Source organism: Zoogloea sp., from assembly GCF_041904905.1.
GTDB lineage: Bacteria > Pseudomonadota > Gammaproteobacteria > Burkholderiales > Rhodocyclaceae > Zoogloea.
In genome coordinates this window covers 1-26450 of sequence record NZ_JAYRMI010000058.1, presented here as the reverse complement: position 1 = coordinate 26450, position 26450 = coordinate 1, and the positions used below count along the sequence as shown (strand labels likewise).

Annotated in this window: 24 protein-coding genes; 9 read left to right on the top strand and 15 right to left on the bottom strand. The window is 69.7% G+C overall.

Annotated elements, in window-relative coordinates:
- Together ACE3N6_RS14660 and hemC are read right to left on the bottom strand one after the other, a co-directional pair.
- Positions 1 to 304, bottom strand: a 304-nt coding sequence (locus tag ACE3N6_RS14660) for a uroporphyrinogen-III synthase (protein ID WP_374246518.1), incomplete at its 3' end; no start/stop codon positions are given.
- Positions 305 to 314: 10 nt separating this feature from the next.
- Entirely contained in the window at positions 315 to 1244 is a 930-nt protein-coding gene (gene hemC / locus ACE3N6_RS14655; RefSeq protein WP_374246517.1) for a hydroxymethylbilane synthase, read from the bottom strand.
- A gap of 189 nt (positions 1245 to 1433) precedes the next feature.
- Here hemC and ppc point away from each other — a divergent pair, with 189 nt between their 5' ends.
- Positions 1434 to 4196, top strand: a complete 2763-nt coding sequence (ppc, locus tag ACE3N6_RS14650; RefSeq protein WP_374246516.1) for a phosphoenolpyruvate carboxylase — start codon at positions 1434 to 1436, stop codon at positions 4194 to 4196.
- Positions 4197 to 4316: 120 nt separating this feature from the next.
- Positions 4317 to 4931: a PEP-CTERM sorting domain-containing protein gene (locus ACE3N6_RS14645; RefSeq protein ID WP_374246515.1), complete on the top strand. Its 615-nt coding sequence runs from the start codon at positions 4317 to 4319 to the stop codon at positions 4929 to 4931.
- Between the two features lie 69 nt (positions 4932 to 5000).
- Here ACE3N6_RS14645 and ACE3N6_RS14640 read toward each other — a convergent pair whose 3' ends face one another.
- The 9 genes from ACE3N6_RS14640 to ACE3N6_RS14600 all read right to left on the bottom strand — a co-directional run bounded on the left by ACE3N6_RS14640 (position 5001) and on the right by ACE3N6_RS14600 (position 15366).
- Positions 5001 to 6212, bottom strand: coding sequence for a hypothetical protein (locus ACE3N6_RS14640; protein ID WP_374246514.1), 1212 nt, complete (start codon positions 6210 to 6212; stop codon positions 5001 to 5003).
- Between the two features lie 10 nt (positions 6213 to 6222).
- Entirely contained in the window at positions 6223 to 8037 is a 1815-nt protein-coding gene (locus ACE3N6_RS14635) for a hypothetical protein (protein WP_374246513.1), read from the bottom strand.
- Positions 8034 to 9044 carry a glycosyltransferase family 2 protein gene (locus tag ACE3N6_RS14630; protein WP_374246512.1) on the bottom strand — a complete coding sequence of 337 codons (1011 nt, stop codon included), beginning with the start codon at positions 9042 to 9044 and terminating at the stop codon, positions 8034 to 8036. Before ACE3N6_RS14630 ends, ACE3N6_RS14635 begins: the two co-directional genes overlap by 4 nt.
- Complete coding sequence (locus ACE3N6_RS14625) at positions 9041 to 9457, bottom strand: GtrA family protein (protein ID WP_374246511.1); 417 nt, start codon at positions 9455 to 9457, stop codon at positions 9041 to 9043. Before ACE3N6_RS14625 ends, ACE3N6_RS14630 begins: the two co-directional genes overlap by 4 nt.
- Before the next feature lie 109 nt (positions 9458 to 9566).
- Positions 9567 to 10538 carry a hypothetical protein gene (locus ACE3N6_RS14620; protein ID WP_374246510.1) on the bottom strand — a complete coding sequence of 324 codons (972 nt, stop codon included), beginning with the start codon at positions 10536 to 10538 and terminating at the stop codon, positions 9567 to 9569.
- The gene (locus tag ACE3N6_RS14615) at positions 10523 to 11134 is read right to left on the bottom strand and encodes a hypothetical protein (RefSeq protein ID WP_374246509.1); all 612 of its coding nucleotides are present in this window, start codon (positions 11132 to 11134) and stop codon (positions 10523 to 10525) included. The genes ACE3N6_RS14620 and ACE3N6_RS14615 overlap by 16 nt, the downstream gene beginning before the upstream one ends.
- 176 nt (positions 11135 to 11310) lie before the next feature.
- Positions 11311 to 13401, bottom strand: a complete 2091-nt coding sequence (locus tag ACE3N6_RS14610; RefSeq protein ID WP_374246519.1) for a YgiQ family radical SAM protein — start codon at positions 13399 to 13401, stop codon at positions 11311 to 11313.
- A 166-nt stretch (positions 13402 to 13567) separates the two neighbouring features.
- The gene (locus ACE3N6_RS14605) at positions 13568 to 14350 is read right to left on the bottom strand and encodes a LytR/AlgR family response regulator transcription factor (RefSeq protein ID WP_374246508.1); all 783 of its coding nucleotides are present in this window, start codon (positions 14348 to 14350) and stop codon (positions 13568 to 13570) included.
- The gene (locus ACE3N6_RS14600) at positions 14347 to 15366 is read right to left on the bottom strand and encodes a sensor histidine kinase (protein ID WP_374246507.1); all 1020 of its coding nucleotides are present in this window, start codon (positions 15364 to 15366) and stop codon (positions 14347 to 14349) included. The genes ACE3N6_RS14605 and ACE3N6_RS14600 overlap by 4 nt, the downstream gene beginning before the upstream one ends.
- 83 nt (positions 15367 to 15449) lie before the next feature.
- Between ACE3N6_RS14600 and argH the strand changes: the two genes are divergently transcribed.
- The 6 genes from argH to ACE3N6_RS14570 all read left to right on the top strand — a co-directional run bounded on the left by argH (position 15450) and on the right by ACE3N6_RS14570 (position 21381).
- Complete coding sequence (argH, locus tag ACE3N6_RS14595) at positions 15450 to 16904, top strand: argininosuccinate lyase (protein ID WP_374246506.1); 1455 nt, start codon at positions 15450 to 15452, stop codon at positions 16902 to 16904.
- Between the two features lie 10 nt (positions 16905 to 16914).
- Positions 16915 to 18195 carry a protein kinase gene (locus tag ACE3N6_RS14590; protein ID WP_374246505.1) on the top strand — a complete coding sequence of 427 codons (1281 nt, stop codon included), beginning with the start codon at positions 16915 to 16917 and terminating at the stop codon, positions 18193 to 18195.
- A gap of 258 nt (positions 18196 to 18453) precedes the next feature.
- Positions 18454 to 19014 carry a hypothetical protein gene (locus ACE3N6_RS14585; RefSeq protein WP_374246504.1) on the top strand — a complete coding sequence of 187 codons (561 nt, stop codon included), beginning with the start codon at positions 18454 to 18456 and terminating at the stop codon, positions 19012 to 19014.
- A gap of 12 nt (positions 19015 to 19026) precedes the next feature.
- Positions 19027 to 19359, top strand: a complete 333-nt coding sequence (locus ACE3N6_RS14580) for a hypothetical protein (protein ID WP_374246503.1) — start codon at positions 19027 to 19029, stop codon at positions 19357 to 19359.
- On the top strand, positions 19346 to 20263 hold the full coding sequence (locus tag ACE3N6_RS14575; protein ID WP_374246502.1) for an HprK-related kinase A: 918 nt from the start codon (positions 19346 to 19348) through the stop codon (positions 20261 to 20263). The genes ACE3N6_RS14580 and ACE3N6_RS14575 overlap by 14 nt, the downstream gene beginning before the upstream one ends.
- On the top strand, positions 20260 to 21381 hold the full coding sequence (locus ACE3N6_RS14570; RefSeq protein ID WP_374246501.1) for a nucleotidyltransferase family protein: 1122 nt from the start codon (positions 20260 to 20262) through the stop codon (positions 21379 to 21381). The genes ACE3N6_RS14575 and ACE3N6_RS14570 overlap by 4 nt, the downstream gene beginning before the upstream one ends.
- A 31-nt stretch (positions 21382 to 21412) precedes the next feature.
- On the opposite strand, the gene grxD is transcribed toward ACE3N6_RS14570, so the two are convergent.
- The 4 genes from grxD to hemA all read right to left on the bottom strand — a co-directional run bounded on the left by grxD (position 21413) and on the right by hemA (position 24993).
- Positions 21413 to 21721, bottom strand: coding sequence for a Grx4 family monothiol glutaredoxin (gene grxD, locus ACE3N6_RS14565; RefSeq protein ID WP_374246500.1), 309 nt, complete (start codon positions 21719 to 21721; stop codon positions 21413 to 21415).
- Positions 21722 to 21785: 64 nt separating this feature from the next.
- The gene (gene prmC / locus ACE3N6_RS14560) at positions 21786 to 22619 is read right to left on the bottom strand and encodes a peptide chain release factor N(5)-glutamine methyltransferase (RefSeq protein ID WP_374246499.1); all 834 of its coding nucleotides are present in this window, start codon (positions 22617 to 22619) and stop codon (positions 21786 to 21788) included.
- Positions 22612 to 23697: a peptide chain release factor 1 gene (gene prfA / locus ACE3N6_RS14555; protein WP_374246498.1), complete on the bottom strand. Its 1086-nt coding sequence runs from the start codon at positions 23695 to 23697 to the stop codon at positions 22612 to 22614. Before prfA ends, prmC begins: the two co-directional genes overlap by 8 nt.
- Positions 23698 to 23742: 45 nt before the next feature.
- Positions 23743 to 24993, bottom strand: a complete 1251-nt coding sequence (gene hemA, locus ACE3N6_RS14550) for a glutamyl-tRNA reductase (RefSeq protein ID WP_374246497.1) — start codon at positions 24991 to 24993, stop codon at positions 23743 to 23745.
- Between the two features lie 194 nt (positions 24994 to 25187).
- Between hemA and ACE3N6_RS14545 the strand changes: the two genes are divergently transcribed.
- Positions 25188 to 26189 (top strand): bestrophin family protein, encoded by a 1002-nt coding sequence (locus tag ACE3N6_RS14545; protein WP_374246496.1) that lies wholly within the window; start codon positions 25188 to 25190, stop codon positions 26187 to 26189.
- The last annotated feature ends 261 nt before the right edge of the window (positions 26190 to 26450 follow it).

The following is a 26450-nucleotide window of genomic DNA, read 5'->3' as shown; positions in this document are numbered from 1 at the left end:
GCGCGGCCTCGCTGCCCTTGCCCACGGTGGCGATGGCGAGGCTCGCCGGCCACGGGGCGACGGGCAGCATCGCGTCCAGCGCCAGATTGACGGCGTTGGGGCTGACGAAGAAGGCCAGCGAGAAATCCGCCAGCCGCCGTGCCACGGCCTGCAGCGGGGCCGGATCGGCCACCGGCGCGATGGTGAGGAGCGGGAAGCGCAGGGGCTCGGCGCCCAGCGCGGCGAGCGCCGCGCACAGGCTGTCGGCCTGCCCGGCCGGGCGGGTGACGACGACGCTGCGCCCGGCGAGGGGCTGACCGGCCATGCTGCAGGCCTTACAGGCCGGCGAGGATTTCGTCGGCGCCGTCGGCCCGCAGGTCTTCGGCCAGCGCGAGGCCAAGGGCTTCGGGCTGGTCGATGGGGCCGCGGCGCTCGGCGCGGGCGATGCGCGAGCCATCGGGCAGGGCCACGAAGCCGCGCAGCCACAGTTCGCCGCCCTGCACTTCGGCGTAGGCGCCCAGGGGCACTTCGCAGCTGCCGGCCAGCACGCGGGAAGTGGCGCGCTCGGCGCGCACGCAGGCGGCGGAGTGGGCGTCGGCGAGCGGCGCGATCCAGGCGGCGACTTCGGGCCGGTCGGACAGCGCCTCGATGCCCAGGGCGCCCTGGCCGGCGGCGGGCAGGGAGACGTCGGACGGCAAGGTGCTGCGGATTCGGCTGGCGAGGCCAAGGCGGGTGAGGCCGGCGGCGGCGAGGATGATCGCGTCGTACTGGCCTTCGTCGAGCTTGCGCAGGCGGGTGTCGAGGTTGCCGCGCAGGCTGGTGACGGCCAGCATCGGGTACTGGGCGTGGATCTGGGATTCGCGGCGCAGGCTGGAGGTGCCCACCACGGCGCCCGGCGGCATGTCGTCGAGGCTCTCGTACTTGTTGGAGACGAAGGCGTCGAGCGGCACCTCGCGTTCGGCGATGGCCACCAGCGCGAACTCGGGCGCGAGGGTCATCGGCACGTCCTTCATGGAATGCACGGCGATGTCGGCGGCGCGGTCGAGGAGCGCGGTTTCGAGTTCCTTGACGAACAGGCCCTTGCCGCCGACCTTGGCCAGCGGCCGGTCGAGGATCTGGTCGCCGCGGGTGGTCATGCCCAGCAGTTCGACCTTGCAGGACGGGTAGAGGGCTTCGAGGCGGGCCTTGACGTGCTCGGCCTGCCACAGGGCGAGGCGGCTTTCACGGGTGGCGATGACGATGCGGTCGGGCGTAGGGGCGCTCACGGTATTCGGGCTCGGCGTGCGTTGATGGGTAGCGGGGGGATGGACACAGGCGGGGGCGACACGGCACGCTGCGGGTTGCGCAATGCAGCATCAGGGTTGCCACCTATGGCGGTCATCCGGCCCGCGATTCTAGCATGGCCCCCTGCTGCGCCTCCCGCGCCGACCGCAACCGACTGGACAGGATTTCCGATGAGCGAACATAACAAGAGCGACGACAAAGACCTCCCCCTGCGCGACGACATCCGTCTGCTTGGCCGCATTCTGGGCGACACCGTGCGCGCGCAGGAGGGCGAGGCCGTGTTCGATCTGGTCGAGGCGATCCGCCAGTGCTCGATCCGTTTCCGCCGCCACGAAGACCACGCCGCCCGCCGCGAGCTGGAAGCCACGCTCGATTCGCTCTCCCGCGACCAGACCATCGACGTGGTGCGCGCCTTCAGCTACTTCTCGCACCTGGCCAACATCGCCGAAGACCAGCACCACATCCGTCGCTCCCGCGCCCACCAGATCGCCGGCTCCGCCCCGCGCGAGGGCAGCCTGGCCCACGCCCTGGCCCGGGCCTTCGACGCCGGCATGGGCAGCGCCGAACTCACCGCCTTTTTCGAGACCGCCAACGTGGTGCCGGTGCTCACCGCCCACCCCACCGAAGTCCAGCGCAAGAGCATCCTCAACTGCCAGATGGCGATCGCCCGCCTGCTCGACGAGCGCGACCGCATGCAGCTCACCCCGGAAGAGCAGGAGGCCAACGACGAGGCCCTGCGCCGCGCGGTGCTCACCCTGTGGCAGACCCGCATGCTGCGCACCGAGAAGCTGTCGGTGATGGACGAGGTGAGCAACGGCCTGTCGTACTTCGACTACACCTTCCTGCGCGAGCTGCCGCGGCTCTACGCCAGCGTCGAGGATCGCCTCGCCACCCGCGACCGCAGCTGGGGCGCGCTGGAGCTGCCCAACTTCATGAAGGTGGGCAGCTGGATCGGCGGCGACCGGGACGGCAACCCCTTCGTCACCGCCGAAATCCTCGAGAAGGCGTTGGCCGTGCAGGCCGAGAAGGTGCTCACCTACTACATGGACGAGGTGCACACCCTGGGCTCGCAGCTCTCCATCGCCCAGGGCCTGGTGAGCGCCTCCGACGCGCTGCTGCGCCTTGCCGAAGCCTCGCCGGATGGCTCGCCCCACCGCGCCGACGAACCCTACCGCCGGGCCCTCACCGGCGTGTACGCGCGCCTCGCCGCCACCTACGCGCGCCTGCTGGGCCACCAGCCGCCGCGCCACGCGGTAGCCGCCGCCGCGCCCTACGACAGCCCGGATGCCCTGGCCGACGAGCTGGAAGTGATCCACCGCTCCCTCACCGCCAACGGCCTGGGCAGCCTCGCCCGCGGCCGCCTGCGCCTGCTGCGCCGGGCGGTGTCGGTGTTCGGCTTCCACCTGGCGCCCATCGACCTGCGCCAGAACTCCGACGTGCACGAGCGCGTGGTGGCGGAACTCATCAAGTCCATCGACCCCACCCGCGACTACCTCGCGCTCGACGAAGCCGGCCGCACCGAGATGCTCCTCGAAGAGCTTGCCACCCCGCGCCTGCTCGCCTCGCCGTGGCTCGACTACGCCGACGAGACCCGCGGCGAGCTGGCTATCTTCCGCGCCGCCCGCGCCGCCCACCTGCGCTACGGCAAGGCCGCGGTGCCCAACTGCATCATCTCCAAGACCGACGACGTCTCCGACCTGCTGGAGGTCGCCGTGCTCGCCAAGGAAGCCGGCCTGCTGCGCCCCGCCGAAGGCGTGCTCGACGTGAACATCATCCCGCTCTTCGAGACCATCGGCGACCTGCAGAACGCCGCCGGGGTGATGGACCGGCTGTTCGCCATCCCCGCCTACATGGCGCTGCTGGAATCCCGCAAGCTGGAGCAGGAGGTGATGCTCGGCTACTCCGACAGCAACAAGGACGGCGGCTTCCTCACCTCCGGCTGGGAGCTTTACAAGGCCGAGATCGGCCTCGTCGACACCTTCGCCCGCCACCACGTGCGCCTGCGCCTGTTCCACGGCCGCGGTGGCTCGGTGGGCCGTGGCGGCGGCCCCAGCTACCAGGCCATCCTGGCCCAGCCGGGCGGCGCCGTGCAGGGCCAGATCCGCCTCACCGAACAGGGCGAGGTCATCGCCTCCAAGTATGCAAACCCCGAAGTCGGCCGCCGCAACCTGGAAGTGCTCGCCGCCGCCACCCTGGAGGCCACCCTCTTCGCCCCCCGCGACCCCGCGCCCCGCCCCGAATACCTCGAAGCGATGGACGAGCTCTCGGAGGCCGCCTTCAAGGCCTACCGCAACCTGGTGTACGAGACCGACGGCTTCGAGCGCTACTTCTGGGAATCCACCGTGATCTCGGAGATCGCCGCCCTCAACATCGGCAGCCGCCCGGCGTCGCGCAAGAAGTCCACCGCCATCGAAGACCTGCGGGCGATCCCGTGGGTGTTCAGCTGGGCCCAGTGCCGGCTGATGCTGCCGGGCTGGTATGGCTTCGGCTCGGCGGTGCAGGCCTACATCGCGAAGCACGGCGAGGCTGGCAAGGCGCGCCTCGCGGCGATGCACAAGGAGTGGTCGTTCTTCGCCACCCTGCTCTCCAACATGGACATGGTGCTCGCCAAGAGCGACATCGCCATCGCCAGCCGCTACGCCGATCTGGTGAAGGACGCCGCCCTGCGCGAGGCGATCTTCCCGCGCATCGAGAAGGAGCACGCCGACACGCTGCAGGCCCTGCTCGCCATCACCGGCCAGCAGGCGCTGCTCGATGCCAACCCGCTCCTCAAGCGCTCCATCCACAACCGCTTCCCCTACCTCGACCCGCTCAACCACGTGCAGGTCGAACTCCTCCACCGCTACCGCGACGGCCACCAGGACGAGCGCGTGCGCCGCGGCATCCTGCTGTCGATCAACGGCGTGGCCGCGGGGCTGCGCAACAGCGGCTGAGGCCGCACCGGCCAGACCCGGGTCGCCGCGCCGGAGGCGACCCGGAATGGGAACCGGCCATCCCATGCAAATAGCCCCGGCGATAAAATGGTGTTTTCATCCCCCCGGAAGGAAGCGCCCATGAACCGCCTGCTCGCCAGCCTGATCGGCGGCGCCATCGCCCTCGCCGCATCCACCCAGGCTTTTGCCTCCTTCGCCATCGTCGTGCCGTTGCCCGGCTCGAACGCGCTGAACCCGCTAATGCCCATTTCGAACGACGGCGCACCGGGCAGCGGGTTCACCTTCGCGGTGCCGGGCGCCACCGGCTGGTGGTTCATCGATCCACTGGTGGCCACCGGCTACGACTACGCCATCGCCACCCCCGGCGTGAGCTTTGCCGGCGTGCAGGTGAGCACCAACGCCGGCGACGGCATCTACAACCTCTACGACACCACCGGCGGCGGCGAGGTGCTCCTCAGCACCACCCTCGCCACCGGCGCCCCGTTCACCTTCGGCAGCGGCGTCACCACCTTCCGGATCACCGGCATCGAGACCAGCGCGGCGCTCGACCCCAGCAACCCGCTGGCCTTCGTCACCGGCATCAGCTTCAACTTTGCCGGCACGCCGCCGGCCAACGTCAGCCTCACCCAGACGCCCATCGTCACCGACACCGGCACCCCGGTGCCCGAGCCCGCCACCGCGGCCCTCGCGGCGCTGGGCCTGGCGGGCATCGGCGCCTGGCGTCGTCGCGGCTGAACGGCCCGCAAGACAAAACGGCCAGGCGCGATGCCTGGCCGTCTGCGTTCGGCACCGCTGGCGTGGCCCTCACACCCCCAGCGCGTTCCTCACGTCGCGGACGAACGGCTTGATGTCCTTCAGGTTCCACACGTAGTAGCACACCGACGGGCGCAGGAAATCGCCCAGGAAACGCAGCACCTCCCGCACCGGGCGCACCTGGAAGGTCCGGTCGCGGATCAACCCGGGCTGCAGCAGGATGCGCCGGAGCCGCTTGATCTCGGTGGCCACCATCCGGCAGCGCAGGTTCTCGCGCAGAGCCGGCAGCGGCGGCATCGCCCCCTGCCCCTGGAGGCTGTAGGCCAGCAGCGCAAAGCCCGCGCCGCTGTACATGGCCAGCGGAAAGCTGCCCCAGAAGCGGCCATTCACCTCCATCAACACCGCGCGCCCCGAGGCCGGGTCGTAGCGGTATTCGACCATCGCCACGCCCTCCCAGCCGATGGACTGGAGCAGGCGGATGGATTTCTCCTGCAGATCCGCGAACCGATCCAGCGGCACCCCGTCGCAGACGCTGGAGAACCCGCCTTCGGGCGGCCACTCCGCCACCCGCAGGTGCTGGAAGCGCCGCACGGCCTTGCCTTCGTGCATGAAGAAGAACTGGCCAAGACCCACGCCGGGGCAGTATTCCTGCACCAGCGGCCACATCTCCACCGGTCGGTAGCGGGCGGCAACCCGCAGGAACTCGTCGGCGGTGTAGACGTACTCGGCCTTCACCAGCTCGATGCCCGCCGCGCGGAGCGCCGGCGCCACGCCGTTGGGGTCGGACCACTTGAGCACCGCCGGGAAGGGGAAGCTCGCCGCCACCCGCTCCACGTCGGCCCAGGTGGCCGGGCTGGCGCTCCTGGGCACGTCGATCCCCACCGCCACGGCGGCTTCGAGGGTGCGCCCCTTGTCGAGCACGATGGCGAAGGATTCCCGGGAGGGCAGCAGCGGCACGATCGCGCCCAGCCGGTCGCGGTGGTCGATCAGCCAGCTGGTGTTGGCCTCCGAGACGGTGAGCAGGTAGCCCGCGCCGTGGCGCTCGCCGATGGCCCGCAGCTCGGCAAGGCCGGCATCGGTGCGCGGCTGCCTGAGGATCTCGCCGTGGGTGAGGTAGCGGGACACCAGGCCGATGGCGTGCTCGTCGGTGGCGATGCCGACCACCGGCACGCCGGCCTCACCCAGCTCGCGAATCAGGCTCAGGCCGATCTGCGTCTCGATGCCCAGCACGTAGCACGGCGGGCGGGCTTGTTTGTCTGTCATTCGAAAAGGCTCATTCCTGCCCGGATCGGGCTCCGCCGCGCACTCTGCCAGCAACGGCCAGCACGATCAACACGACCAGCGCGGCGATGGAGATCCAGCGCGCCCGGGCGAACAGCGGGGTCTCCGTCCACACCAGCCGCACGGTGTGCACCCCGGCCGGGAGCGACACCTGGATCAACCCGTTGGCGGCGTCGAGATCGGTCGGCACCGGCTGACCGTCCAGCTCCAGCGCCCACATCGGGAAGTAGAACACCGGCAGATGCACGCGGGTCTCGGCCTGCGCCTCGATGCGCCAGGTGACGGTGTTGGCCACATGCTGCGCCGGCCCGCAGCTGGCGCCCTCGCTCCGGCACGCCTTCTCGAAGCCGGCAATGGCGTAGTCGGCCCACGCCGCCGGGGTGAAGCGGGTGATGTATTCGGAGGTGCCGCGGAACGCCCCGGCGCTGGAGGGCAGCGCCTCGCAGTCGGCCGGCGCCGCGGTGCAGGTGAAGCCGCCGTTGGCGGTGCGGGGCCACTGGGCGAACTGGGTGAAGGTGTATTCGTCGCGGATCACCGTGGAGGGCAGCGGGCCACCGTCGAGAAAGGTGGCCTTGGCCGCCACCAGCACCCCGAGCACGCCGATCGCCGCCACCGACCGCACCAGCCCGGCCGCCCAACCCGGCCGCCCGGCGTTGCCGGCGACCTGGGCGCCAATGGCACCGATGACGATCACCATCACGAAGCCCACCGACAGGAAACGGTAGGGCAGCTGGATGCGCAGCAGCGGCCACTCGAACGTCCACAGCGGGTACGACAGCTCCGAGGCGAAGAACACCGACACGCCCAGCACCAGGAACAGCCGGATCATCAGCGGGTTGAGCCGATGGCCGGCCCCCGCCCGCAGGCGGAAGAGGAACCAGCCCTCGACGACCACCAGCGCCAGCACTGGCAGGGCCAGCGGCCACTGGAAGGAGAACCACTGCACGCCGTTGAGCAGCGCCGAGAAGGTGGGCCAGGCAAAGGACTGCAGGATGTGCGGCCCGGTCCAGCCGCCCACGTTGATGAGCGAGGTGGACCCGAGCGCCGGCAGCAGATAGATGGCGCCCAGGCCAAGCCCCAGCGCCACCGTGCCCGCCCACGCCAGCAGGCGCCGCACCAGCCCGGCGAAGCTCACCCCGCCCCACGCCGCGGGGGCGACGAACACCGCCGCCGAGTAGGAGATGAGCATCACCAGGGTGCTCATGGTGTGGCCGACCACCGCGATGCCGAGGGCCGCGGCAGCCCACAGGTTGATGCGCTCGAACGGCGCCTGCGGGCGGAACATCGACCACAGCAGCATGCCGTGGGCCGCATACCCTACCGACGCCCAGGCGAACCCCTGGAACTTGTAGTGGAGCATCATCAGGAACGGGTTGGCCGAGGCGGCGAAGGCCGCCACCAGCGCCAGCCGGTTCGAGGTGTAGTAACGGCAGGTGAGATAGACGAAGTAGCCGAACACCGCGTTGCAGAGCACCTCCACCACGTGCATCGCCCCCCAGGTGCCCAGCCCGGCCAGGGTGAGCAGGGCGGTGAACAGGTAATACAGGGGCGAATAGAAGACGAAGACCGGCTCGCCCAGGCCATAGCGGGCGAAGAAGGTCCAGCGCGGGTAGAGCCAGCCTTCGGCAAAGCGCTGGGCGTACTCTTTGGCCCAGTGGTAGTGCAGAAAGAAGTCGAAGTTCGGGTCGCCGACCTGGGCGCCGAAGTGGGGGAAATGCAGGATCAGCGCCAGAACGAGGAGCAGGCCGAAGGCCCCCACCCGCTGCCGATTGCTCACCGGCGCGGGGGCCTGGGAGGAATACATCATTCACCGTCTCCGAAATCGCGCCCGCCGGCAATCACCAGGGGTGGGCGCTCGGGGTTGCCGCCCAGGGTATGCCGCGGACGCGGGCGGCGGATGATGAACATCGGCCGCTGCTTCTGCTCGTCGTACATGCGCGCCAGGTAGATCGAGATCACCCCCAACGCGGTGAGGATCATCCCCCCGAGCATCACCTGCACCGCGATCACGGTGGTGAAGCCGATCGCCGCGGTGCCGGTGAAGTAGCGGTAGAGCGTCTGGAGCAGCAGCAGGCTGCCCAGCCCCACCGTGATGAAACCCACGTAGGCCACCGCCACCAGCGGCAGCGACGAGAAAGCCAGCAGGTTGTTGATGGAGTAGCGGATCAGACCACCGAGCGACCACTTGGTGCTGCCCACCTCCCGCTCCTGGACGTCGAACTCCACGTCGGCCACCCGGTAGCCCACCCAGGTGACCATGCCGCGGAAGAAGCGGTTGCGCTCAGGGAACTGCAGCAGGGTGTTGATGACCTGACGGTCGAGCAGTTTGAAATCGCTCGCCCCCGCCATGTCGCCGCCCACCGCCCGGCTCATCAGGCCGTTGAAGAGGCCCGCAAACCCGCGGTAGAGCGCCGGCTCCTGGCTGCGCCGCCGTTTGCGGCCATTGACCACGTCGTAACCTTCGCGCCACCGGGCCAGCATCTCGGGCAGGACCTCCGGCGGGTGCTGGAGGTCAGCATCCATGAACACCACGCACTCGCCGCCGGCCACCGTCAGCCCGGCGGCCAGCGCCGCCTCCTTGCCGAAGTTGCGCGAGAAGTTGACCGGCACGATGTCGTCCCGCTGGCGGGCCAGTTCGGCCAGCACCTGCTCGGTGCCATCCCGCGAGCCGTCGTTCACGAACACCAGCTCGACGCGGAGGTTCAGCGGGCCGAGCACCCGGTCGATGGCCTCGATGAAGTGGGGCAGCCCCTCCGCCTCGTTGAAGGCAGGGACGACCACCGACACATCCACCCTGTCCGCACCGAGCTTCATCGAAACACCCTACTGAGGCAGAAATAATTGAACGCCACCATCACTACCTCGGTGCCCAGCTTGGCCACCACCAGGTTATCCATCAAAGACAGCAGCGCCAGCAACACCAGCGGCGAGATGCCGATCGTCACCGCCGTCACGAGACCGTACTGCACCGCCTGACGCAGCGGCACCGCCGCGCCCCGGCGGGCGTCGCCCCCGTTGCCGAACGAAAAATACTTGTGGCCGAAGAAACCCGCCACCGCGCCGGCGGTCCGCGCCGCCAGCTGGGCCAGCGCCGGCGCCACCAGGAAAACCTTCGCCAGCACGAAGAAGACCGCCATGTCGAGCACCAGCAGCCCCACCCCGGTCACCGCGTAGCGCAGCACCGTGAGCCGCCGTTGCGCCCGCAGCAAGGGCTGGGGGCCGCTCACGCGCGCCCCCGGGGGCGCTGCCTTGAATTCACGATGCCCCCCGACAGAAAGCGACCGCCGGCCCGCCCATTGCGAGACGGCCCACGACGGCGGCCATGACTCCGGCGCATCACCCGGCAAACCGCCTGACCAGCTGCTCGCCGTGGCGCCGCAGAGTGGCCGACAGGCCGACGGTGGGCAGGCCAGCCTGCTCCGGATCGCCTTTGGATGTTGTCAGCATGGCCGTGGTGGCGACAGTAAATCCGTCACGCCGCGCCGCCAGAAATTTGCACAACGTTTCAAAACGCCTCGCCACGATTCCATCCGGGTTGCTGGAGCCGCTGCGGAGCATCTCGAAGTTGTGGGACAGCAGGATGAACTGGCCGATGCCCTGCGCCTGGCTCGACAGCAGCGCCTCCTCCAGTTCGGCGGCGCTGCAGCTCCCGAGCTGGGCCGGACGCAGCCGCCCGGTGCCGTCGCAGAACACCGTGATCGGCAGGCTGTTCACCGTGCCTACCCGGGACGGGTGGACGAAATCCGCCTGCCCGCGCAGGTCGGGCGCGCAGTCGGGGCAGGTCTCGTTGAGGCTGAAGTCGTAGGCGATGCCGCAGGCCTCCAGGGCCCGGAAGGTATCGCCGCTGGCGGCAAAGCTGCCGGCCCGGAAGGCGACGGGGTGACACCCGACCTGGGCCATCAGCTCCAGCCCCTTGCGGATCAGGACGATCTGCTCCTCCAGGGTGTAGTAGGCGAGGTGCTGGCGCTTGCGGGCGGCCCCGGGAAAGGGCAGCGGCCGCAGCTCGTCGGCCCACTCGGGGTGCAGGTGCAACTGGATGTCGTGCCCGCCCGCGCGGATCAGGTCGACGATGATCGCCAGGTGCTCGACCCCAAAACGGGCGGCGAACAGGGGCTCGATGAAGAACACCCCCTTCAGCCCGTAGCGGTCGAGAATCTCGAGGGTCTTCGGCAGGGCATAGTCGCCCGCGGGCGAGCGGCCATAGACGTAGCGCTGAAAGCTCGCGGGGAACCTCCGGTCCAGATCGTGCCAGCCCCCACACCAGATCTCGATGTCGAAGGTCAGGTAGACCTTCACCGGCGCAGGCACGGACTTCCCCCTTCGCGCAGCTCCTCGACCAGGTTGGCCACCGCCGAGTGGATGATCGCGAAGCACGTCCGAAAATACTGGTCGGTGTGCCGGTGCGGGTCGTGGATGTGGATGCGGTGCGGACGCGACCAGTGCCCGAGCAGGGCGATGGCGTCGGCCGGAATGCCGCGGCGGATCAGCTCATGGACGTGGCGGACCTCCATCGCCAGCAGCAGATCGCCGGGCTGGTAGCGGAAGTCGGTGAAGTTGGTGGCCCGGTGGGCGGTGAGGTCGTAGCCGTAAACCGGCGCGGTGCTGATGGCCTTCTCGAAGGCCGGCGCACCGGTGGTGGTGGAGAGCCCGAGGGAGACGGCGTGGGCCCCGTAGCCGTCGGCCACCGCGTGCCCGAACGCGCTGCGGTTGATGTTGCCCAGGCACACGAAGACCAGCCGCCTGACCGCCTGCGGACGGATCTGCACGTAGGGCGCGAGGCGCCCGCTCAGGAACTCGAGTTCGCCGAGGAGCAGCCGCACAAAGCCGCGGAAGGTTCCGAAACCCACATCGACCAGCGAGGCCAGACGTCCGCCGAGGCTCGGGCGATAGACAAGCTTATCCACTCTTTCACCACCGATATTGAAAGGACATGAACTTCGCCCTCAAACAATCGTAACAATAATTAACGAATGAGAATGAGCGTTACTCACCCCCGCTGCGCATTACGTCACGGAACATCGGCCCCCGAAACTCACCCGACATCGCCCGCGGGACGACCCCGCCGGGGCGCGGTCCAGGCTCAACGCGACGGCCGGCCACCGCGACGGGGCGGCGGAGCGCGACGGGCGCCCACCGGGCTCGCGGCCTTGCCGGTGCGGCGCGGGCCGCCGGCGCCCGGCCCGCCGCGGTCGAGCACCACCGGCTGGTCGCGGGGCACCAGATGGCGCGGCGAGGCGCCGATCAGGTCGGCCCGCCCCATCGCCCGCAGGGCTTCGCGGATCAGCGGCCAGCCTTCGGGGTCGTGGTAGCGCAGCAGCGCCTTGTGCAGCCGGCGCTGACGGCCGGACTTGGGCGTCGCCACCGCTTCGGAATCCGCCGACACCTTCCGCAGCGGGTTCTTGCCCGAGTGGTACATGGTGGTGGCCATGGCCATCGGGGTGGGCAGGAAGGTCTGCACCTGATCCAGCTTGAAGTTGTTGGCCTTCAGCCACAGGGCCAGATTCACCATGTCCTCGTCGCTGGTGCCCGGGTGGGCGGCGATGAAGTAGGGGATGAGATGCTGCTTCTTGCCGGCCTCCTTCGAGAAGCGCTCGAACATCTCCTTGAAGCGGTCGTAGGTGCCGATGCCGGGCTTCATCATCTTGCCGAGCGGGCCTTCCTCGGTGTGCTCCGGCGCGATCTTGAGCAGGCCGCCCACATGGTGGGTGACCAGCTCCTTCACGTATTCGGGCGAGCGCACCGCGAGGTCGTAGCGCAGGCCGGAGCCGATCAGCACCTTTTTGACGCCTGGGATCGCCCGCGCCTTGCGGTACAGGCGCACCAGCGGGCCGTGGTCGGTGCCAAGGTTCTCGCAGATGCCGGGGAACACGCACGACAGCCGGCGGCAGGACGCCTCGATCTTCGGGTCCTTGCAGGCCATGCGGTACATGTTGGCGGTGGGGCCACCCAGATCGGAGATGGTGCCGGTGAAGCCCGGCGTCTTGTCGCGGATCTCCTCGATCTCGCGCAGGATCGACGCCTCCGAGCGGCTCTGGATGATGCGCCCCTCGTGCTCGGTGATCGAGCAGAAGGTGCACCCGCCGAAGCAGCCACGCATGATGTTGATCGAGAAGCGGATCATGTCCCACGCCGGGATGCGCGCCTCGCCGTAGGCCGGGTGCGGCCGGCGGGCGTAGGGCTGGCCGAAGACCCAGTCCATCTCCTCGGTGGAGAGCGGCACCGGCGGCGGGTTGAGCCACACGTCGCGGCAGCCTGGGCCGACGCCGTGGGCCTGGACCATCGCCCGGGCGTTGCCGGGGTTGGATTCGAGATGAAAGGTGCGGGAGGCGTGGGCATACATCACCCGGTCGTCCTTCACCACCTCGTAGGCCGGCAGGCGGATGACCTGCCTGGCCCGGTCGGCCTTGCGGGCGGCGACGCGCTCGGCGGCCGGCACGATGCGCACCGGCTGGGCGCCGTCGGCGGCGGGCGCCGTCTGCTGGGGCTCCATCGCGTAGGGGTCGGGGTGGGGCTCGACGGGGCCGGGGCGGTCGATGGCGAGGGAGTCTACCTCCACGAAGCCCTCCGGCCGCCAGCCGGGCCTGACCATGAAGGCGGTGCCGCGCAGGTCGCGGATCGACTCGATGGGCTCGCCCGCGGCGAGGCGGTGCGCGAGGGCGATCACCGCCCGCTCGCCGGAGCCGAACACCAGCAGGTCGGCCTTGGAATCGGGCAGCACCGAGCGGCGCACCTTCTCGGACCAGTGGTCGTAATGGGCGATCCGGCGCAGGCTGGCCTCGATGGAGCCGATCACGATGTTGGCGTCCGGATAGGCCTCGCGGGCGCGCTGGGCGTAGACCACCACGGCGCGGTCCGGCCGCCTGTCGGGCTCGGCGCCGGGCGTGTAGGCGTCGTCGGAGCGGGGTTTGCGATCGGCGGTGTAGCGGTTGATCATCGAATCCATGTTCCCGGCGGTGATGCCGTAGAACAGGCGCGGCTTGCCCAGCGCCCGGAAGGCGTCGGCCGAATGCCAGTCGGGCTGGCTGATGATGCCCACCCGGAAGCCCTGGGCTTCCAGCGCGCGGCCAATCAGCGCCATGCCGAAGCTGGGGTGGTCGATGTAGGCGTCACCGGTGACGACGACGATGTCGCATTCGTCCCAGCCAAGGGCGTCCATCTCTGCCCGGGTCATGGGCAGGAAAGGTGCGGGCTTCAGCCCGGGCCGGTGGCGGGGATACGAGAGCAGGGAGGGTGCGGTGCCAGTGGGTTCCATGGGGGGCGATTGTACGGGAGCCCCAAAGCGAACACCCGCGAAAGCAGACGTCCGGCAGGACGCGCGGCACACCGCGCCCCACGCCTCACACGCCCAGCGCGTCCTTCACCGCGGGCCACTGGCGGCGACTCACCGGCAGCTGGTCGGGCAAGCCTTCGAGGAGGATCACCCAGTGGGCCTCGCCATCGACCCCGGTGGTCGCCCGGGCCACGCCGCGCACGGCATCCCGGGCGATCAGGCAGTTGCGGTGGATGCGCAGGAAGCGGCCGGGGAACTCCTCCTCCAGCTGCACCAGGGATTCGTCCAGCAGGTACTCCCGCTCCAGGCTGCGGGCCACCACGTACTTCTGCTCGGCCTTGAGATAGAGGACGTCGGCCACCGGCACCAGCAGGATCCGCCCCCGCTCGCTCACGCTGAAGTGGCTGCGGGTGGTGGGCGCGATCCGGCGCAGCACCTCGTCGGCCGGCGGACGCAGCCGGCGGGCCTTGGCGACGGCCTCGGCCAGTCGTGCCGCACGCACCGGCTTGAGCAGGTAATCCACCGCCGCCAGCTCGAAGGCCCGCACCGCGTATTCGTCGTAGGCAGTGGTGAAGATCACCGCCGGCGGGCGCTCCAGCCGCCCCACGTGGCGGGCCAGCTCGATGCCGCCCATCACCGGCATCTGGATGTCGGTGAGGATCAGATCGACCGGCGCCGTCTCGAGGATCGCCAGCGCCTCCACGCCGTTGGCCGCGGTGCCGGCGACGCGGGTGGGCTGGGTGTCGGCGATGTCGCCGAGCAGATCCTGCAGCCGCTCCCGGGCCGGCGCCTCGTCGTCGACGATCAGCACCGACAGCGGGGCGAAAGCGTGGTCGGCCGGCTCGCTCATGGCGCGCTCCGGAAAGGCAGGCGGATGCGCACGCGGAAGGCGTCGGCATCCTGCTCGGTATCGAGGGTGGCTTCGAGGTCGTAGAAAAGCATCAGTCGTTCGCGGATGTTGTCCAGGGCCATGCGGTTGCCGGCGTGGTGGCTTTCGGCGTCGAGCAGCGGGTTGGCGACGGCGATGAACACCTCCGCCCCGCGCCGCACGATGGTAATCGAAACCGTGCCCGGCGCCGCACCGGGCTCGATCCCGTGATAGACGGCGTTCTCCACCAGCGGCTGCAGGAGCAGCGGCGGCACCAGCGCCTCGCCGGCCGACACGTCGCGCTGCCAATCCACCTGCAGGCGCTCGCCCAGGCGCAGGCGCTCGAGGTTGAGGTAGCGCTCGCACAGGGCGATCTCGTCGGAGAGCGGCACCAGCTCGCGGTTGTCCTGCATCAGCGCCCGGAAGAGATCGGCGAGTTCCTCCAGCCCCTCCTCGGCCCGCCGCGGGTCGCGCCGGAGCACCCCCAGCACGCCGTTCAGGCTGTTGAACAGGAAGTGCGGCCGGATGCGCGCGGTGAGCGCCAGCAGCCGCGCCTCGGCCAGCACCGGGGCCAGGGCCGCGCCACGCTGGTGAAAATACACCAGCACCAGCGCCGCCACCGTCAGCGACCACACCAGCGGGCGCCCCCCCTCGTCCGCCTCGACCGGCGCCAGCAGGTGCCCGCTCAGCAGCGCCACCGCCACCACCACCCCCAGCACCGCCGCCACCCCGGCGGCGTACGGCAGGCGCTGCAGCAGCGGCTTGAGCAGGAACAAGGCCGCCACGCACAGGATCAGCGGAAACTCCACCTGAACCGCCATGTCGAGGAATTCGCCGAACAGCGCCTCGATCTGCCCGTTGCGCACCAGCACCGCGGCCAGCCCGAGGGCATTGACCAGCACCACCGTGCGCAGCACGACACCGAGGTTGCGAAAGTCTGGCAGGCTCGCCGCGTGGCCGCTTCGGCCGGCGGGGCGCGCCTTTTGCTTTATACTCATGAATCGAAATCCGGGCCAACAGCTTGAATCCACGGGGTTCTCGCCGCAGATAGCCCCCCTTTATCGCAGAGAGCATTTCAATTATGGCAGATCAATCCGTATCGCAGGACGGCGCCGCCAAGGCCTGGTCCGGTCGTTTCTCCGAACCCGTCTCCGACCTCGTCAAGCGCTACACCGCCAGCGTCTTCTTCGACAACCGCATGGCCGCGCAGGATATCCGCGGCTCGCTCGCCCACGCCGCCATGCTGGCCCGCCAGGGCATCATCGGCGCGCAAGATCTAGCCGACATCGAACGCGGCATGGCCCAGATCGCCGGCGAGATCGAACGCGGCGAGTTCAACTGGAACCTCGACGACGAGGACGTCCACCTCAACATCGAGAAACGCCTCACCGCGCTGGTGGGTGACGCCGGCAAGCGCCTGCACACCGGCCGCAGCCGCAACGACCAGGTCGCCACCGACATCCGCCTGTGGCTGCGCGACGCCATCGACACCATCCTTGGCCTGATCCGCGAATTCCAGCTGGCCGTGCTCGACCTCGCCGCGCACCACGCCGACACCCCGCTGCCCGGCTTCACCCACCTGCAGGTCGCCCAGCCGGTCACCTTCGGCCACCACCTGATGGCCTACTACGAGATGACCCGCCGCGACGCCGAGCGCTTTGCCGACTGCCGCAAGCGCGTCAATCGCCTGCCGCTGGGCTCCGCCGCGCTGGCCGGCACCACCTACCCCATCGACCGCGAGTACGTCGCCGAGCTGCTGGGCTTCGAGGAAGTCTGCTTCAACTCGCTGGATGCCGTCTCCGACCGCGACTTCGGCATCGAATTCTGCGCCGCCGTGTCGCTGCTCATGACCCACCTGTCGCGTCTGTCGGAAGAACTCATCCTGTGGATGAGCCCGCGGGTCGGCTTCATCGACCTCGCCGACCGCTTCTGCACCGGCAGCTCGATCATGCCGCAAAAGAAGAACCCCGACGTGCCCGAACTCGTCCGCGGCAAGACCGGCCGCGCCAACGGCAACCTGATCGCCCTGCTCACCCTGATGAAGGGCCAGCCCCTGGCCTACAACAAGGACAACCAGGAAGACAAGGAGCCCCTGTTCGACTCCGCCGACACCGCCATCGACACCCTGCGCATCTACGCCGACATGATGGGCAGCCGCGTCGAGAACGGCCAGAAGGTCTTCAACGTCCGCGTCAAGCGCGAGGCCATGCAGGCCGCCCTCACCCAGGGCTACGCCACCGCCACCGACCTGGCCGACTACCTCGTCAAGAAGGGCCTGCCCTTCCGCGACGCCCACGAGGCCGTGGCGCTCGCCGTGCGCGCCGCCGACGCCAAGGGCTGCGATCTGCCGCAGATCGCCCTGGCCGAACTGCAGGCCGCCATGGCCCACGTCCCCGGCGCCGTCGAACGCCTCGCCGACGACGTGTTCCAGGTGCTCACCGTCGAAGGCTCGCTGGCCTCGCGCAACCACGTCGGCGGCACCGCCCCGGCCCAGGTCCGCGCGGCAATCGCCCGGGCGCGCCAGCGGCTCGGCTGAGGAGACAGGCATGGACAGGATCGGCAAATACGAGATCAGGCGGCTGCTGGGCGCGGGGGCGACCAGCAACGTCTATCTCGGCTACGATCCTTTCGCCCAGCGGGAGGTGGCCATCAAGCAGCTCCACCCGGAGATGCTGCGGGTCACCGACCACACCACCCTCTACCACCACATGCTGCTCAACGAGGCCTCCCTCGCCGGCAAGCTGCAGCACCCCCACATCATCCAGATCCACGACGCAGTGATCGACGAGCGCGACGCCTACGTGGTGATGGAGTACGTCCCCGGCGGCACCCTCGAAGCCTTCACCCAGCCCGACCGCCTGCTGCCCTACGAGCGCCTCGTCGAGATCGTCTTCAAGTGCACCCGGGCCCTCGACTACGCCTACCTGCACGGCGTCACCCACCGGGACATCAAGCCGGCCAACATCCTGCTCGTCTCCCCGGAAGGCCAGGACATCAAAATCTCCGACTTCGGCGCTGCGATCTTCACCGCCACCGAAACCACCCAGCTCGCCACCCTCGGCTCGCCGGCCTACATGTCGCCCGAGCAGGTCCGCGAGCAACCCCTCGACCACCGCACCGACATCTACTCCCTCGGCGTGGTGATGTACCAGCTCCTCACCGGCCGCCTGCCCTTCGAGAGCGCCAGCAACGTCGGCCTGATCTACCAGATCGCCCACGAGACACCGCCGCCGCCATCCAGCCTGCGCCCCGGCATTCCGCCCGAACTCGACGCCATCGTCGGCAAGGCCATGCGCCGCGACGTGGCCGCCCGCTACACCACCTGGCTGGAGTTCTCCCACGACCTCGCCCAGGCCTACCGCAACCGCAGCCTCTCGGCCGCCACCCGCGAGATGCCCGAGAGCGAGAAGTTCGAGCGCCTGCGCGCCTTCCGCTTCTTCCGGGAGTTCAGCGACGTGGAGATCTGGGAGATCGTCCGCTTCGCCGAATGGCGGCTCTACCCGCCCAACACCGTGGTGATGAAGGAAGGCGAGCCGGGCAACTACTTCTGCTTCGTCGTCGAAGGCGACATGCGCATCGTCAAGAAGGGCCACCTGCTCAACACCCTCAGCCCCGGCGACTGCTTCGGCGAGATGGCCCTCTTCGCGGCCGGCCGCGGCGCCCGCACCGCCTCGGTCGAAACCATCGGCGAGACGCACATCCTCACCATCCGTGCCCCGGCCCTGCTGCGGGCCACCAGCACCTGCCAGATGCACTTCTACAAGGGCTTCCTCGAAGTCCTGGCAAGCCGCCTGTCCCTGGCCAACAGCCGCATCGCCAACGTCTGAGCCCCCGCGCCTCCGCCCCGGCGGGCCGCTGATTTTGTCGGCATTTTTTACACGCCGCCGCCGTTTCAGCCCCGCGTTGCGACGCAGCAGGATTATCCCTTTACGAATCATGGCCATAACACCCCGGTGGCAAAGCGGAATGAAATTTGCTTGACCTAATCTGACCAAGAAGCGGGCCCATGTCACACCCTTGACCCGGGCATCTGCCTATACTGCTATCAACCGCGCCCCCAGGGCGTCAGTTCAACGAGGTTTAGGATGAATCTGGAACACCCCGAAAAATCTGCCGAGCTGCAACCCAGCCAAGACGGCCAGACGCCCAAGGCCAACCGCCGCAAGCTGATCCAGACCGGCCTGGCCGGCGCTCCGCTGCTGATGGCCCTCAAGAGCGTCCCCGCCCTTGCCGCCGACTGCAAGCAGCCGTCCGGTTTCTCCGCCTCGGGCAACCTCAGCCAGAACGGCACCACCCCCTGCGCACCCAAGATGAACGGCGTCAGCTTCTGGCAGGGTCAGGCCGCCGTGGTGCCGGCCACCAACCCCGATTTCGATCTCCAGTTCGGCGGCGTCTTCACCGCCTCCCCCACCGTCACCGACACCCTGCGCACCGTCCTCACCACCGGCACGGCGCTCCAGAAGAAGATGGTCGCCGCCTGGCTCAGCGCCAAGGCCGGCAGCCCCCTGTTCAACGCCACCCAGGCCGTCGCTATGTGGAACGACGGCGTCGTCGGCGGCGCCTGGATGCCCAACCCGAGCATTCCCAGCGTCACCTGGGGCCCGGTGCAGGTCGAGCAATACCTGGATTACGTCCTCAACGCCTGATCCCCGCACGTCTTGCTTCAGGCCGGAGCCCGCTACATCGCCGCAGAAACCCTGCTCGAGGGCCTGGCCGAAGTACGCTGGAAAGAAGTCGACGAAGGGTGGGTCCGCTACGACCCATCCGCCGGCGAAACCCTGCTCCTCGCACCGCTCACCCGCTTCGTCCTCGAGCGCCTGTTCCAGCCCGGCGACGGTCTGAGCGCCGACGACCTTGTGGCCGCGGTGCTGAATGAAGAACCCGACACCGCCCCCGACGCCTGCCGCCCCTTCGTGGCGGTCGCCCTGGAGGCGCTGCTCGGCGCACGCCTGATCCGGCCCCAATCGAGCCCGCCCCTTGAGAATCCGTGACCTGTCCCCCGCCGAGTTCCGCAAGCGGCTGACGGGCGACGGCATCCGGCTCGCCGCCGGCCCGTTCAACTGCCGGCTCCAGAGCGGCATCCCCGAGATCGCCGACGAACTCGCCCGGCTCTACGCCCACCACCCGCTGGTCGACCGCGACGACTTCACCGACTTCCACGTCGGCGTCCAGCCTGGGCACGGCCTGCGCCGCTGGGCCAGGCCCCAGGCCCGCTTCGTGGTCGACGCCGTCGAGCCCTTCACCCCACTGCCCCGCGCCCAGGCCCTGCCGATGCTCGAGTGGGGGCTCAACTGGTGCGTCACCGCCTACTGCCACCACATCCTGGTGATCCACGCCGCCGCCGTCGCCCGGGGCGACCGGGCCGCGATCCTGCCGGCGCCCCCCGGCTCGGGCAAGAGCACCCTGTGCGCCGCGCTGGTCAACCGGGGCTGGCGCCTGCTGTCCGACGAACTCACCCTGATCCGCCTGGACACCGGCGAGATCATGGGCCTCGCCCGGCCGGTCAATCTCAAGAACGCCTCCATCGACATCATCCGCGCCTACGCGCCGGAGGCCTTCCTCACCCAGCCGGTGCGCGACACCTCCAAAGGCACCGTGGCCCTGATGGCGCCCACCCAGGCCAGCGTGGAAGCCGTCGGCGACTGGGCCCGGCCTGCCTGGATGGTGCTGCCCCGCTACCGCGCCGGCGCCGACGCCGTGCTCACCCCGATGGGCAGCGGCGCCGCCTTCATGCAGCTCGCCGACAACGCGATGAACTACCACACCCTCGGCCCCCGCGGCTTCGACGCCGTCGGCCGCACCATCGACCGCTGCCGCAACTACAGCTTCGAGTACAGCCGCCTCGACGACGCCATCGCGGTGTTCGACCGCCTCGCCGCACACGACGCCCGATGAACCTGCTCCTCCCGGCCTACCGCGATCCGCCATCGGTGCGCCAGCTCGGCCCCGCCCAGTGGGATCTGCTGATCCGCCAGGCCCGCCACGCCAACCTGCTTGGCCGCCTGTGCCTGCGCCTGCAGGCCGCCGGTATCGAAGCCGACGTCCCCGAACGCCCCCGCAACCATCTGCGCTCCGGCGCCCAGATGGCCGGCGAGCAGCGCCACGCGATCCGCCGCGAGGCCCGCTTCCTGCGCGAAGCGCTCGAACCCTTCGGCATCCCGGTGATCCTGCTGAAAGGTGCGGCTTACGTGGCCGCCGGGCTGCCCGCCGCCCAGGGCCGGCTGTTCTCGGACGTGGACATCCTGCTGCCCAGGGCACGCCTCGCCGACGCCGAATCGGCGCTCCAGCTCAAGGGCTGGATCAGCAGCGCCGGCGACGACTACGACCAGCGCTACTACCGCCAGTGGATGCACGAACTGCCGGCGATGCGCCACGTCTTCCGCGGCTCGGCCCTCGACGTGCACCACACCATCCTGCCGCCCACCGCCCGCCTCAAGCCGGACGCCAGGCTGCTGATCGACGCCGCGGTGCCGCTACCCGACCTGCCCGGCGTGCGCACCCTGGCGCTGCCCGACCTGATCCTGCACAGCGCCTCCCACCTCTTCCACGAGGGCGAGCCGAACAACCTGCTGCGCGACCTCACCGATCTCGACCTGCTGCTGCGCCACCTCGCCCGCGATGCGTCCGCCTGGGACCACCTGATCGACCGGGCCGACCAGCTCCAGCTCGCCGGCCCGCTGCGCCTCGCCCTGCGCTACTGCCACCGGCTGCTCGACACCCCGCTGCCCGAGCGCGTCCAGGCCCGCACCCGCTGCCTCGAAGGCGGCCTCGGCCAGCAGCTGCTCGACGCCATGTACGCCCGGGTGCTGCGCCCCCAGCACCCCAGCACCGCCGACGCCCTCACCCCGCTGGCCCGCCGCAGCCTCTACATCCGCGCCCACTGGCTGCGGATGCCGCCGCTGCTGCTGGCCTACCACCTGGCCCACAAGGCCATCTTCCCGCCCAAGCAGGAAACCCACCCCCTCTCCACCGAGAAGGTCGAGCTGCCGGCAGACGTAAAAAAAGCGGCCTGAGCCGCTCTTTTTACTGACGAGCCACGCCCGCTCAGGCGGCCAGCATCTGCTGGAGTTCGCCCGACTGGTACATCTCGCGCATGATGTCGGACCCGCCGACAAACTCGCCCTTGATGTAGAGCTGCGGGATGGTGGGCCAGTTGGAGTATTCCTTGATGCCCTGGCGGATGCCCTCGTCGGCCAGCACGTCCACCGCGAAGATTTCCTGCGCGCCGCAGGCCTGCAGGATCTGCACGGCGGTGGCGGAGAAGCCGCAGCGGGGCATGGAGGGCGAGCCCTTCATGTACAGCACGACCGAGTGGTTTTTGACTTGTTCGTCGATGATTTTCTGGACGTCCATCGTGGTCTCGCAAAAATAGTTGAGCAATTCAGTCGGAAAAGTCTAGGCCCGCTCGCCGGCCACGTCAAGGGCGGCAGCCAAGGGTGATGCGTTCGATCCCCGCCAGATCCCGCGCCGACGCCACCTGGGCAAAACCGCCGGCCAGCAGCAGCTCGCGCACCGCCGCGGCCTGATCGTAGCCGTGCTCCAGCAACAGCCAGCCGCCGGGCGCAAGATAAGCCGGCGCCGCATCCACGATGCGCACGATGTCGTCCAGCCCCGCCGGGCCCGACGCCAGCGCGCTGGCCGGCTCGAAGCGCACGTCCCCTTCGGCCAGATGCGGGTCGCCGTCCGCCACGTAGGGCGGGTTGCCGACGATCGCGTCGAAACGCTCGCCGGCAGCCAGCGCGGCGAACCAGTCGCTTTCAACGAAACGTACCCTGGCGCCCAGGGCTGCGGCGTTGGCCCGCGCCACCGCCAGCGCGGCGGACGAGAAGTCGACGGCCGTCACCGTGGCGGCCGGCAGTTCGAGGGCCAGCGTAACCGCCAGCGCGCCGCTGCCGGTGCCCAGATCGAGGATTGCCGGCGCAGCGCCCGCCGGCACGCGCTCGCGCACCAGATCGACGATCAGCTCGGTCTCGGGCCGGGGGATGAGCACCGCCGGACTCACCTGGAAATCCCGCCCGTAGAACTCCCGCACGCCCAGCAGGTAGGCCACCGGCTCGCCGGCCGCGCGGCGCGCCAGCAGCTCGGCAAAACGTTCGGCCTGCTCGGGGGTGAGGGTGTCTTCGGGATACGCCGCGATCCGGGCAGCGGACACCCCCAGGATCGCCCGCAGGAAAAGCCGCGCCTCGCCGGCCGGGATGCGCCCCCGCGCGGCGGCCAGCGCGGCGCCGACGGTGGCGGGCAGCTCAGCCATGCTCGTCGGCCAGCTGGGCAAGGAGTTCGGCCTGGTGCTCGGCGGTGAGCGCTGCGATCACCTCACCCAGCTCGCCCTGCATCGCCGCGTCCAGCTTGTACAGCGTGAGGTTGATGCGGTGGTCGGTGAGCCGGCCCTGGGGGTAGTTGTAGGTGCGGATGCGCTCCGAGCGGTCGCCGCTACCCACCAGGCTCTTGCGGGTGGCGGCCTCCTTGGCCTGCTGCTCGCGCACCTGGATGTCCTTGATCCGCGCCGCCAGCACGCGCAGGGCCGACGCTTTGTTCTGGTGCTGGGAGCGCCCGTCCTGGCATTCGGCCACGATGCCGGTGGGGAGGTGGGTGATGCGCACCGCCGAATCGGTCTTGTTGATGTGCTGGCCGCCGGCACCCGACGCGCGGAAGGTGTCGATGCGCAGGTCGGCGGGGTTGAGTTCCACGTCGCCCACTTCGTCCGCCTCGGGCATCACCGCCACGGTGCACGCCGAAGTGTGGATGCGCCCCTGGGTCTCGGTGGCCGGCACGCGCTGCACCCGGTGGCCGCCGGATTCGAACTTGAGCTTGCTGTAGGCGCCGTTGCCGGCGATGCGGGCGATGACCTCCTTATAGCCGCCCAGCTCGGAATCGCTGGCCGAAATGATCTCGACCCGCCAGCCCTGGCCTTCGGCGTAGCGGGTGTACATGCGCAGCAGGTCGCCGGCGAACAGCGCCGCCTCGTCGCCGCCGGTGCCGGCGCGGATCTCGAGGAAGAGGTTGCGCTCGTCGTTGGGGTCGCGGGGCAGGAGCGCGGTCTGCAGTTCGGCGTCGATGCGGGCCTGGGCAGCCTGGGCCGCGTCGAGTTCGGCGGCGGCGAGTTCCTTCATCTCCGGGTCGGCCAGCAGCTCACGGGCGGTGGCTTCGTCCTCCAGGGCCTGGCAGTAGTCGCGGTACAGGCCCACCACCGGCGTGATCTCGGCGTGCTCGCGGGTGAGCTTGCGGTAGTTGTCCATGTCCGCCGCGGCTTCGCTGGTGGCGAGCAGCCGGTCGAGTTCCTGCAGACGGTCGGCGAGGTTGTCCAGCTTGTCGCGGATGCGCTGTTTCATGGGGATTCGGCCCGCGGCGGCGGGCAGGTGAGGCGCCCGGGCGGGCTAGTGGTTCTTGTCGAGGTTGAACAGGCGCTGCACCAGCTCGGCGCAGTCGCCCGGCGCCCCTTCGGCATCGTTGAGGAAGCGCGTGGGGGCGTGGAGCAGCTTGTTGGTGAGGCCGTGGCTGAGGGCCTCGAGCACCCTGGCCGGGTCTTCGCCCCTGGCGAGCAGGCGCAGCGCCCGCTCCACCTCGGCCTGACGCAGCGCGTCGGCGTGCTCGCGCAGGGCGCGGATGGTGGGCACGGTGCCGCGGGTGTCGAGCCAGTGAAGGAAGCCATCGACCCGCTGGTCGATGATGCTCTCGGCCTCCACCACCGCCTGCTGGCGGGATTCGAGGCCGGAATCGACCACCTTGGCGAGGTCGTCGACGGTATACAGGAAGACGTCGCCCAGGGCCGCGACTTCGGGCTCGATGTCCCGCGGGACGGCCAGATCGACCATCACGATGGGCCGGTGGCGCCGCGCCTTGAGCGCCCGCTCGACCATGCCCAGGCCGATGATGGGCAGCGGGCTGCCGGTGCACGACACCACGATGTCGTAGCCGGCCAGCGCCTCGCCCACCTGATCGAGGCGCAGCACGTCGGCCCCGAAGCGCGCCGCCAGCGCCTCGGCCCGGGCCGGGGTGCGGTTGGCGATGGTCAGCTTGCGGGGCTTCTCGCCCCCGAAGTGGGCGGCGCACAGCTCGATCATCTCGCCCGCGCCCACGAACAGCACCCGCTGGTCGCGCACGCTCTCGAAGATGCGCTCGGACAAATGCACCGCCGCCGCCGCCATCGACACGATGTTGGCGCCGATGGCGGTGGTGGAGCGCACCTCCTTGGCCACCGAGAAGGTGCGCTGGAACAGCTTGTGCAGCGTGGAGCCCAGGGTGCCGGCCTCTTCGGCGTGGCGCACTGCGTCCTTCACCTGACCGAGGATCTGCGGCTCGCCGATCACCATCGAGTCGAGCCCGCTGGCCACGCGGAACACATGGCGCACCGCGTCGCGCTGGGGGAAGGTATACAGATAGGGCGACAGCTCCTGCAGCGCCACCCGGTGGTACTCGGCAAACCAGTCGGCCGCGTGCTGCGGCTGCTGGGTGGCAAAGTAAAGCTCGGTGCGGTTGCAGGTGGAGAGGATCGCCGCCTCCTTCACCGGTTTTGCCCGCACCAGATCGCACAGCGCCTGCCCCAGCAGCTCCGGCCGAAAGGCCACCTGCTCCCGGATCGAGAGCGGCGCAGTGTGATGGTTGAGTCCGAGGGCAAACAGTTGCATGCGCAACACCGGGGGGCGGGCAGAATTTTTCAGCGGGCGATTATAACACCCGGACTTTTAACGCAAAGCTGAGGCAGCTCAAGCCACGGCAGCGATGGCGCGCGCCCCGCGGCCACCGCCCGGCAGCGTGCAGCAGGGCGCCGCGACGCGCTAAAGTAGCGCCCCACCCCCAACGCAAGCCCGCCCCGCCGCCCATGATCGTCCGCCCGCGCCCCCACATGCGGGAGCTCTTCTTCATCTGGAAGGGCTCCATCATCCCCCTCATCCTGCCCCAGGTGCTGTTGGTGACCCTGGTGGCCGCGGCGGTCACCGGCGTCGCCGAACTCCTCGGCCCGCGCTTTCCGGATTTCGCCACCGGCCCGTTCACCTTCCTGGGGCTGTCCCTCTCGCTGTTCCTGGGTTTCCGCAACAACGCCTGCTACGACCGCTGGTGGGAGGCCCGCAAGCACTACGGCAACCTGCTGGTGTCGATGCGCTGCCTGGCCCGCGACAGCGCGCTCCTCGACACCGACGCCGCCGGCCGCGCCCAGCGCGACGCCCTGCTGCGCCTGGCCACCGCCTTCACCCTGGCCCTCACCGCCCGCCTGCGGGATCGCCCCATCGCCGCGGCCGCCGCCCCCCAGCTCGACACCGCCGAGCACGCCCAGGTGGCCGCCAGCCACAACGGGCCCGACGCCATCCTGGGCCTGCTCACCGCCCTGCTGTGCGACGCCCGCCGGGCCGGCCGGCTCGATTCGGTCACCTACTGCGCCCTGGCCGCCCACATCAACCAGCTCACCGCCATCCAGGGCGCCTGCGAGCGCATCCGCCACACCGCCCTGCCCTTCGCCTACACCCTGCTGCTGCACCGCACCGCCTACCTCTTCTGCTTCCTGCTGCCGTTTGGCGTGGTGCAATCGCTGGGCCTTGCCACGCCGCTGCTCACCGCACTGGTGGCCTACACCTTCTTCGGGCTCGACGCCCTGGGCGACGAGCTGGAGGAACCCTTCGGCACCGCCCAGAACGACCTGCCCCTCGACGCCATCACCCGCACCATCGAGATCGACCTGGCCAGCTACCGCGGCATCGCCCCGCTGCCCGAAGCGCTGCGTCCGGACGGCTTCGTGCTGATGTGTCACCGACCGGCACATAGGAGCCACTTGATGATCGGCACAATGGAGCCAGGGCGTGACCGGCACAATGGAGCCACCCCGTGATCGGCGTAATGGAGCCACCCACGGATCGGCACATTGGCGCCAGCGCCGGATCGGCGTAATGGAGCCAACCTCACTCTGACGGACGTCTCGACCTTTCGCGGCTCACCGCTACCCTGCCGGGTTTGGCAGGAGAGAGCCGGTGGCCCGCAGGAGCATCGAGATGCACGAGTACCGCCAGGCCCTGATGCGTTTGCGTCAGGGCGATTCGGAGCGCGAGATCGCCCGCTCCGGTTTGATGGGCCGCGCCAAGGCGGCCCGCTT

Excerpts from the sequence above, each read along its gene's own strand:
- ppc (WP_374246516.1), top strand. The coding sequence starts at position 1,434 with ATGAGCGAACATAACAAGAGCGACGACAAAGACCTCCCCCTGCGCGAC.
- ACE3N6_RS14645 (WP_374246515.1), top strand. The coding sequence starts at position 4,317 with ATGAACCGCCTGCTCGCCAGCCTGATCGGCGGCGCCATCGCCCTCGCC.
- ACE3N6_RS14640 (WP_374246514.1), bottom strand. The coding sequence starts at position 6,212 with ATGACAGACAAACAAGCCCGCCCGCCGTGCTACGTGCTGGGCATCGAG.
- ACE3N6_RS14635 (WP_374246513.1), bottom strand. The coding sequence starts at position 8,037 with ATGATGTATTCCTCCCAGGCCCCCGCGCCGGTGAGCAATCGGCAGCGG.
- ACE3N6_RS14630 (WP_374246512.1), bottom strand. The coding sequence starts at position 9,044 with ATGAAGCTCGGTGCGGACAGGGTGGATGTGTCGGTGGTCGTCCCTGCC.
- ACE3N6_RS14610 (WP_374246519.1), bottom strand. The coding sequence starts at position 13,401 with ATGACCCGGGCAGAGATGGACGCCCTTGGCTGGGACGAATGCGACATC.
- ACE3N6_RS14605 (WP_374246508.1), bottom strand. The coding sequence starts at position 14,350 with ATGAGCGAGCCGGCCGACCACGCTTTCGCCCCGCTGTCGGTGCTGATC.
- ACE3N6_RS14600 (WP_374246507.1), bottom strand. The coding sequence starts at position 15,366 with ATGAGTATAAAGCAAAAGGCGCGCCCCGCCGGCCGAAGCGGCCACGCG.
- argH (WP_374246506.1), top strand. The coding sequence starts at position 15,450 with ATGGCAGATCAATCCGTATCGCAGGACGGCGCCGCCAAGGCCTGGTCC.
- ACE3N6_RS14590 (WP_374246505.1), top strand. The coding sequence starts at position 16,915 with ATGGACAGGATCGGCAAATACGAGATCAGGCGGCTGCTGGGCGCGGGG.
- ACE3N6_RS14585 (WP_374246504.1), top strand. The coding sequence starts at position 18,454 with ATGAATCTGGAACACCCCGAAAAATCTGCCGAGCTGCAACCCAGCCAA.
- ACE3N6_RS14570 (WP_374246501.1), top strand. The coding sequence starts at position 20,260 with ATGAACCTGCTCCTCCCGGCCTACCGCGATCCGCCATCGGTGCGCCAG.
- grxD (WP_374246500.1), bottom strand. The coding sequence starts at position 21,721 with ATGGACGTCCAGAAAATCATCGACGAACAAGTCAAAAACCACTCGGTC.
- prmC (WP_374246499.1), bottom strand. The coding sequence starts at position 22,619 with ATGGCTGAGCTGCCCGCCACCGTCGGCGCCGCGCTGGCCGCCGCGCGG.
- prfA (WP_374246498.1), bottom strand. The coding sequence starts at position 23,697 with ATGAAACAGCGCATCCGCGACAAGCTGGACAACCTCGCCGACCGTCTG.
- hemA (WP_374246497.1), bottom strand. The coding sequence starts at position 24,993 with ATGCAACTGTTTGCCCTCGGACTCAACCATCACACTGCGCCGCTCTCG.
- ACE3N6_RS14545 (WP_374246496.1), top strand. The coding sequence starts at position 25,188 with ATGATCGTCCGCCCGCGCCCCCACATGCGGGAGCTCTTCTTCATCTGG.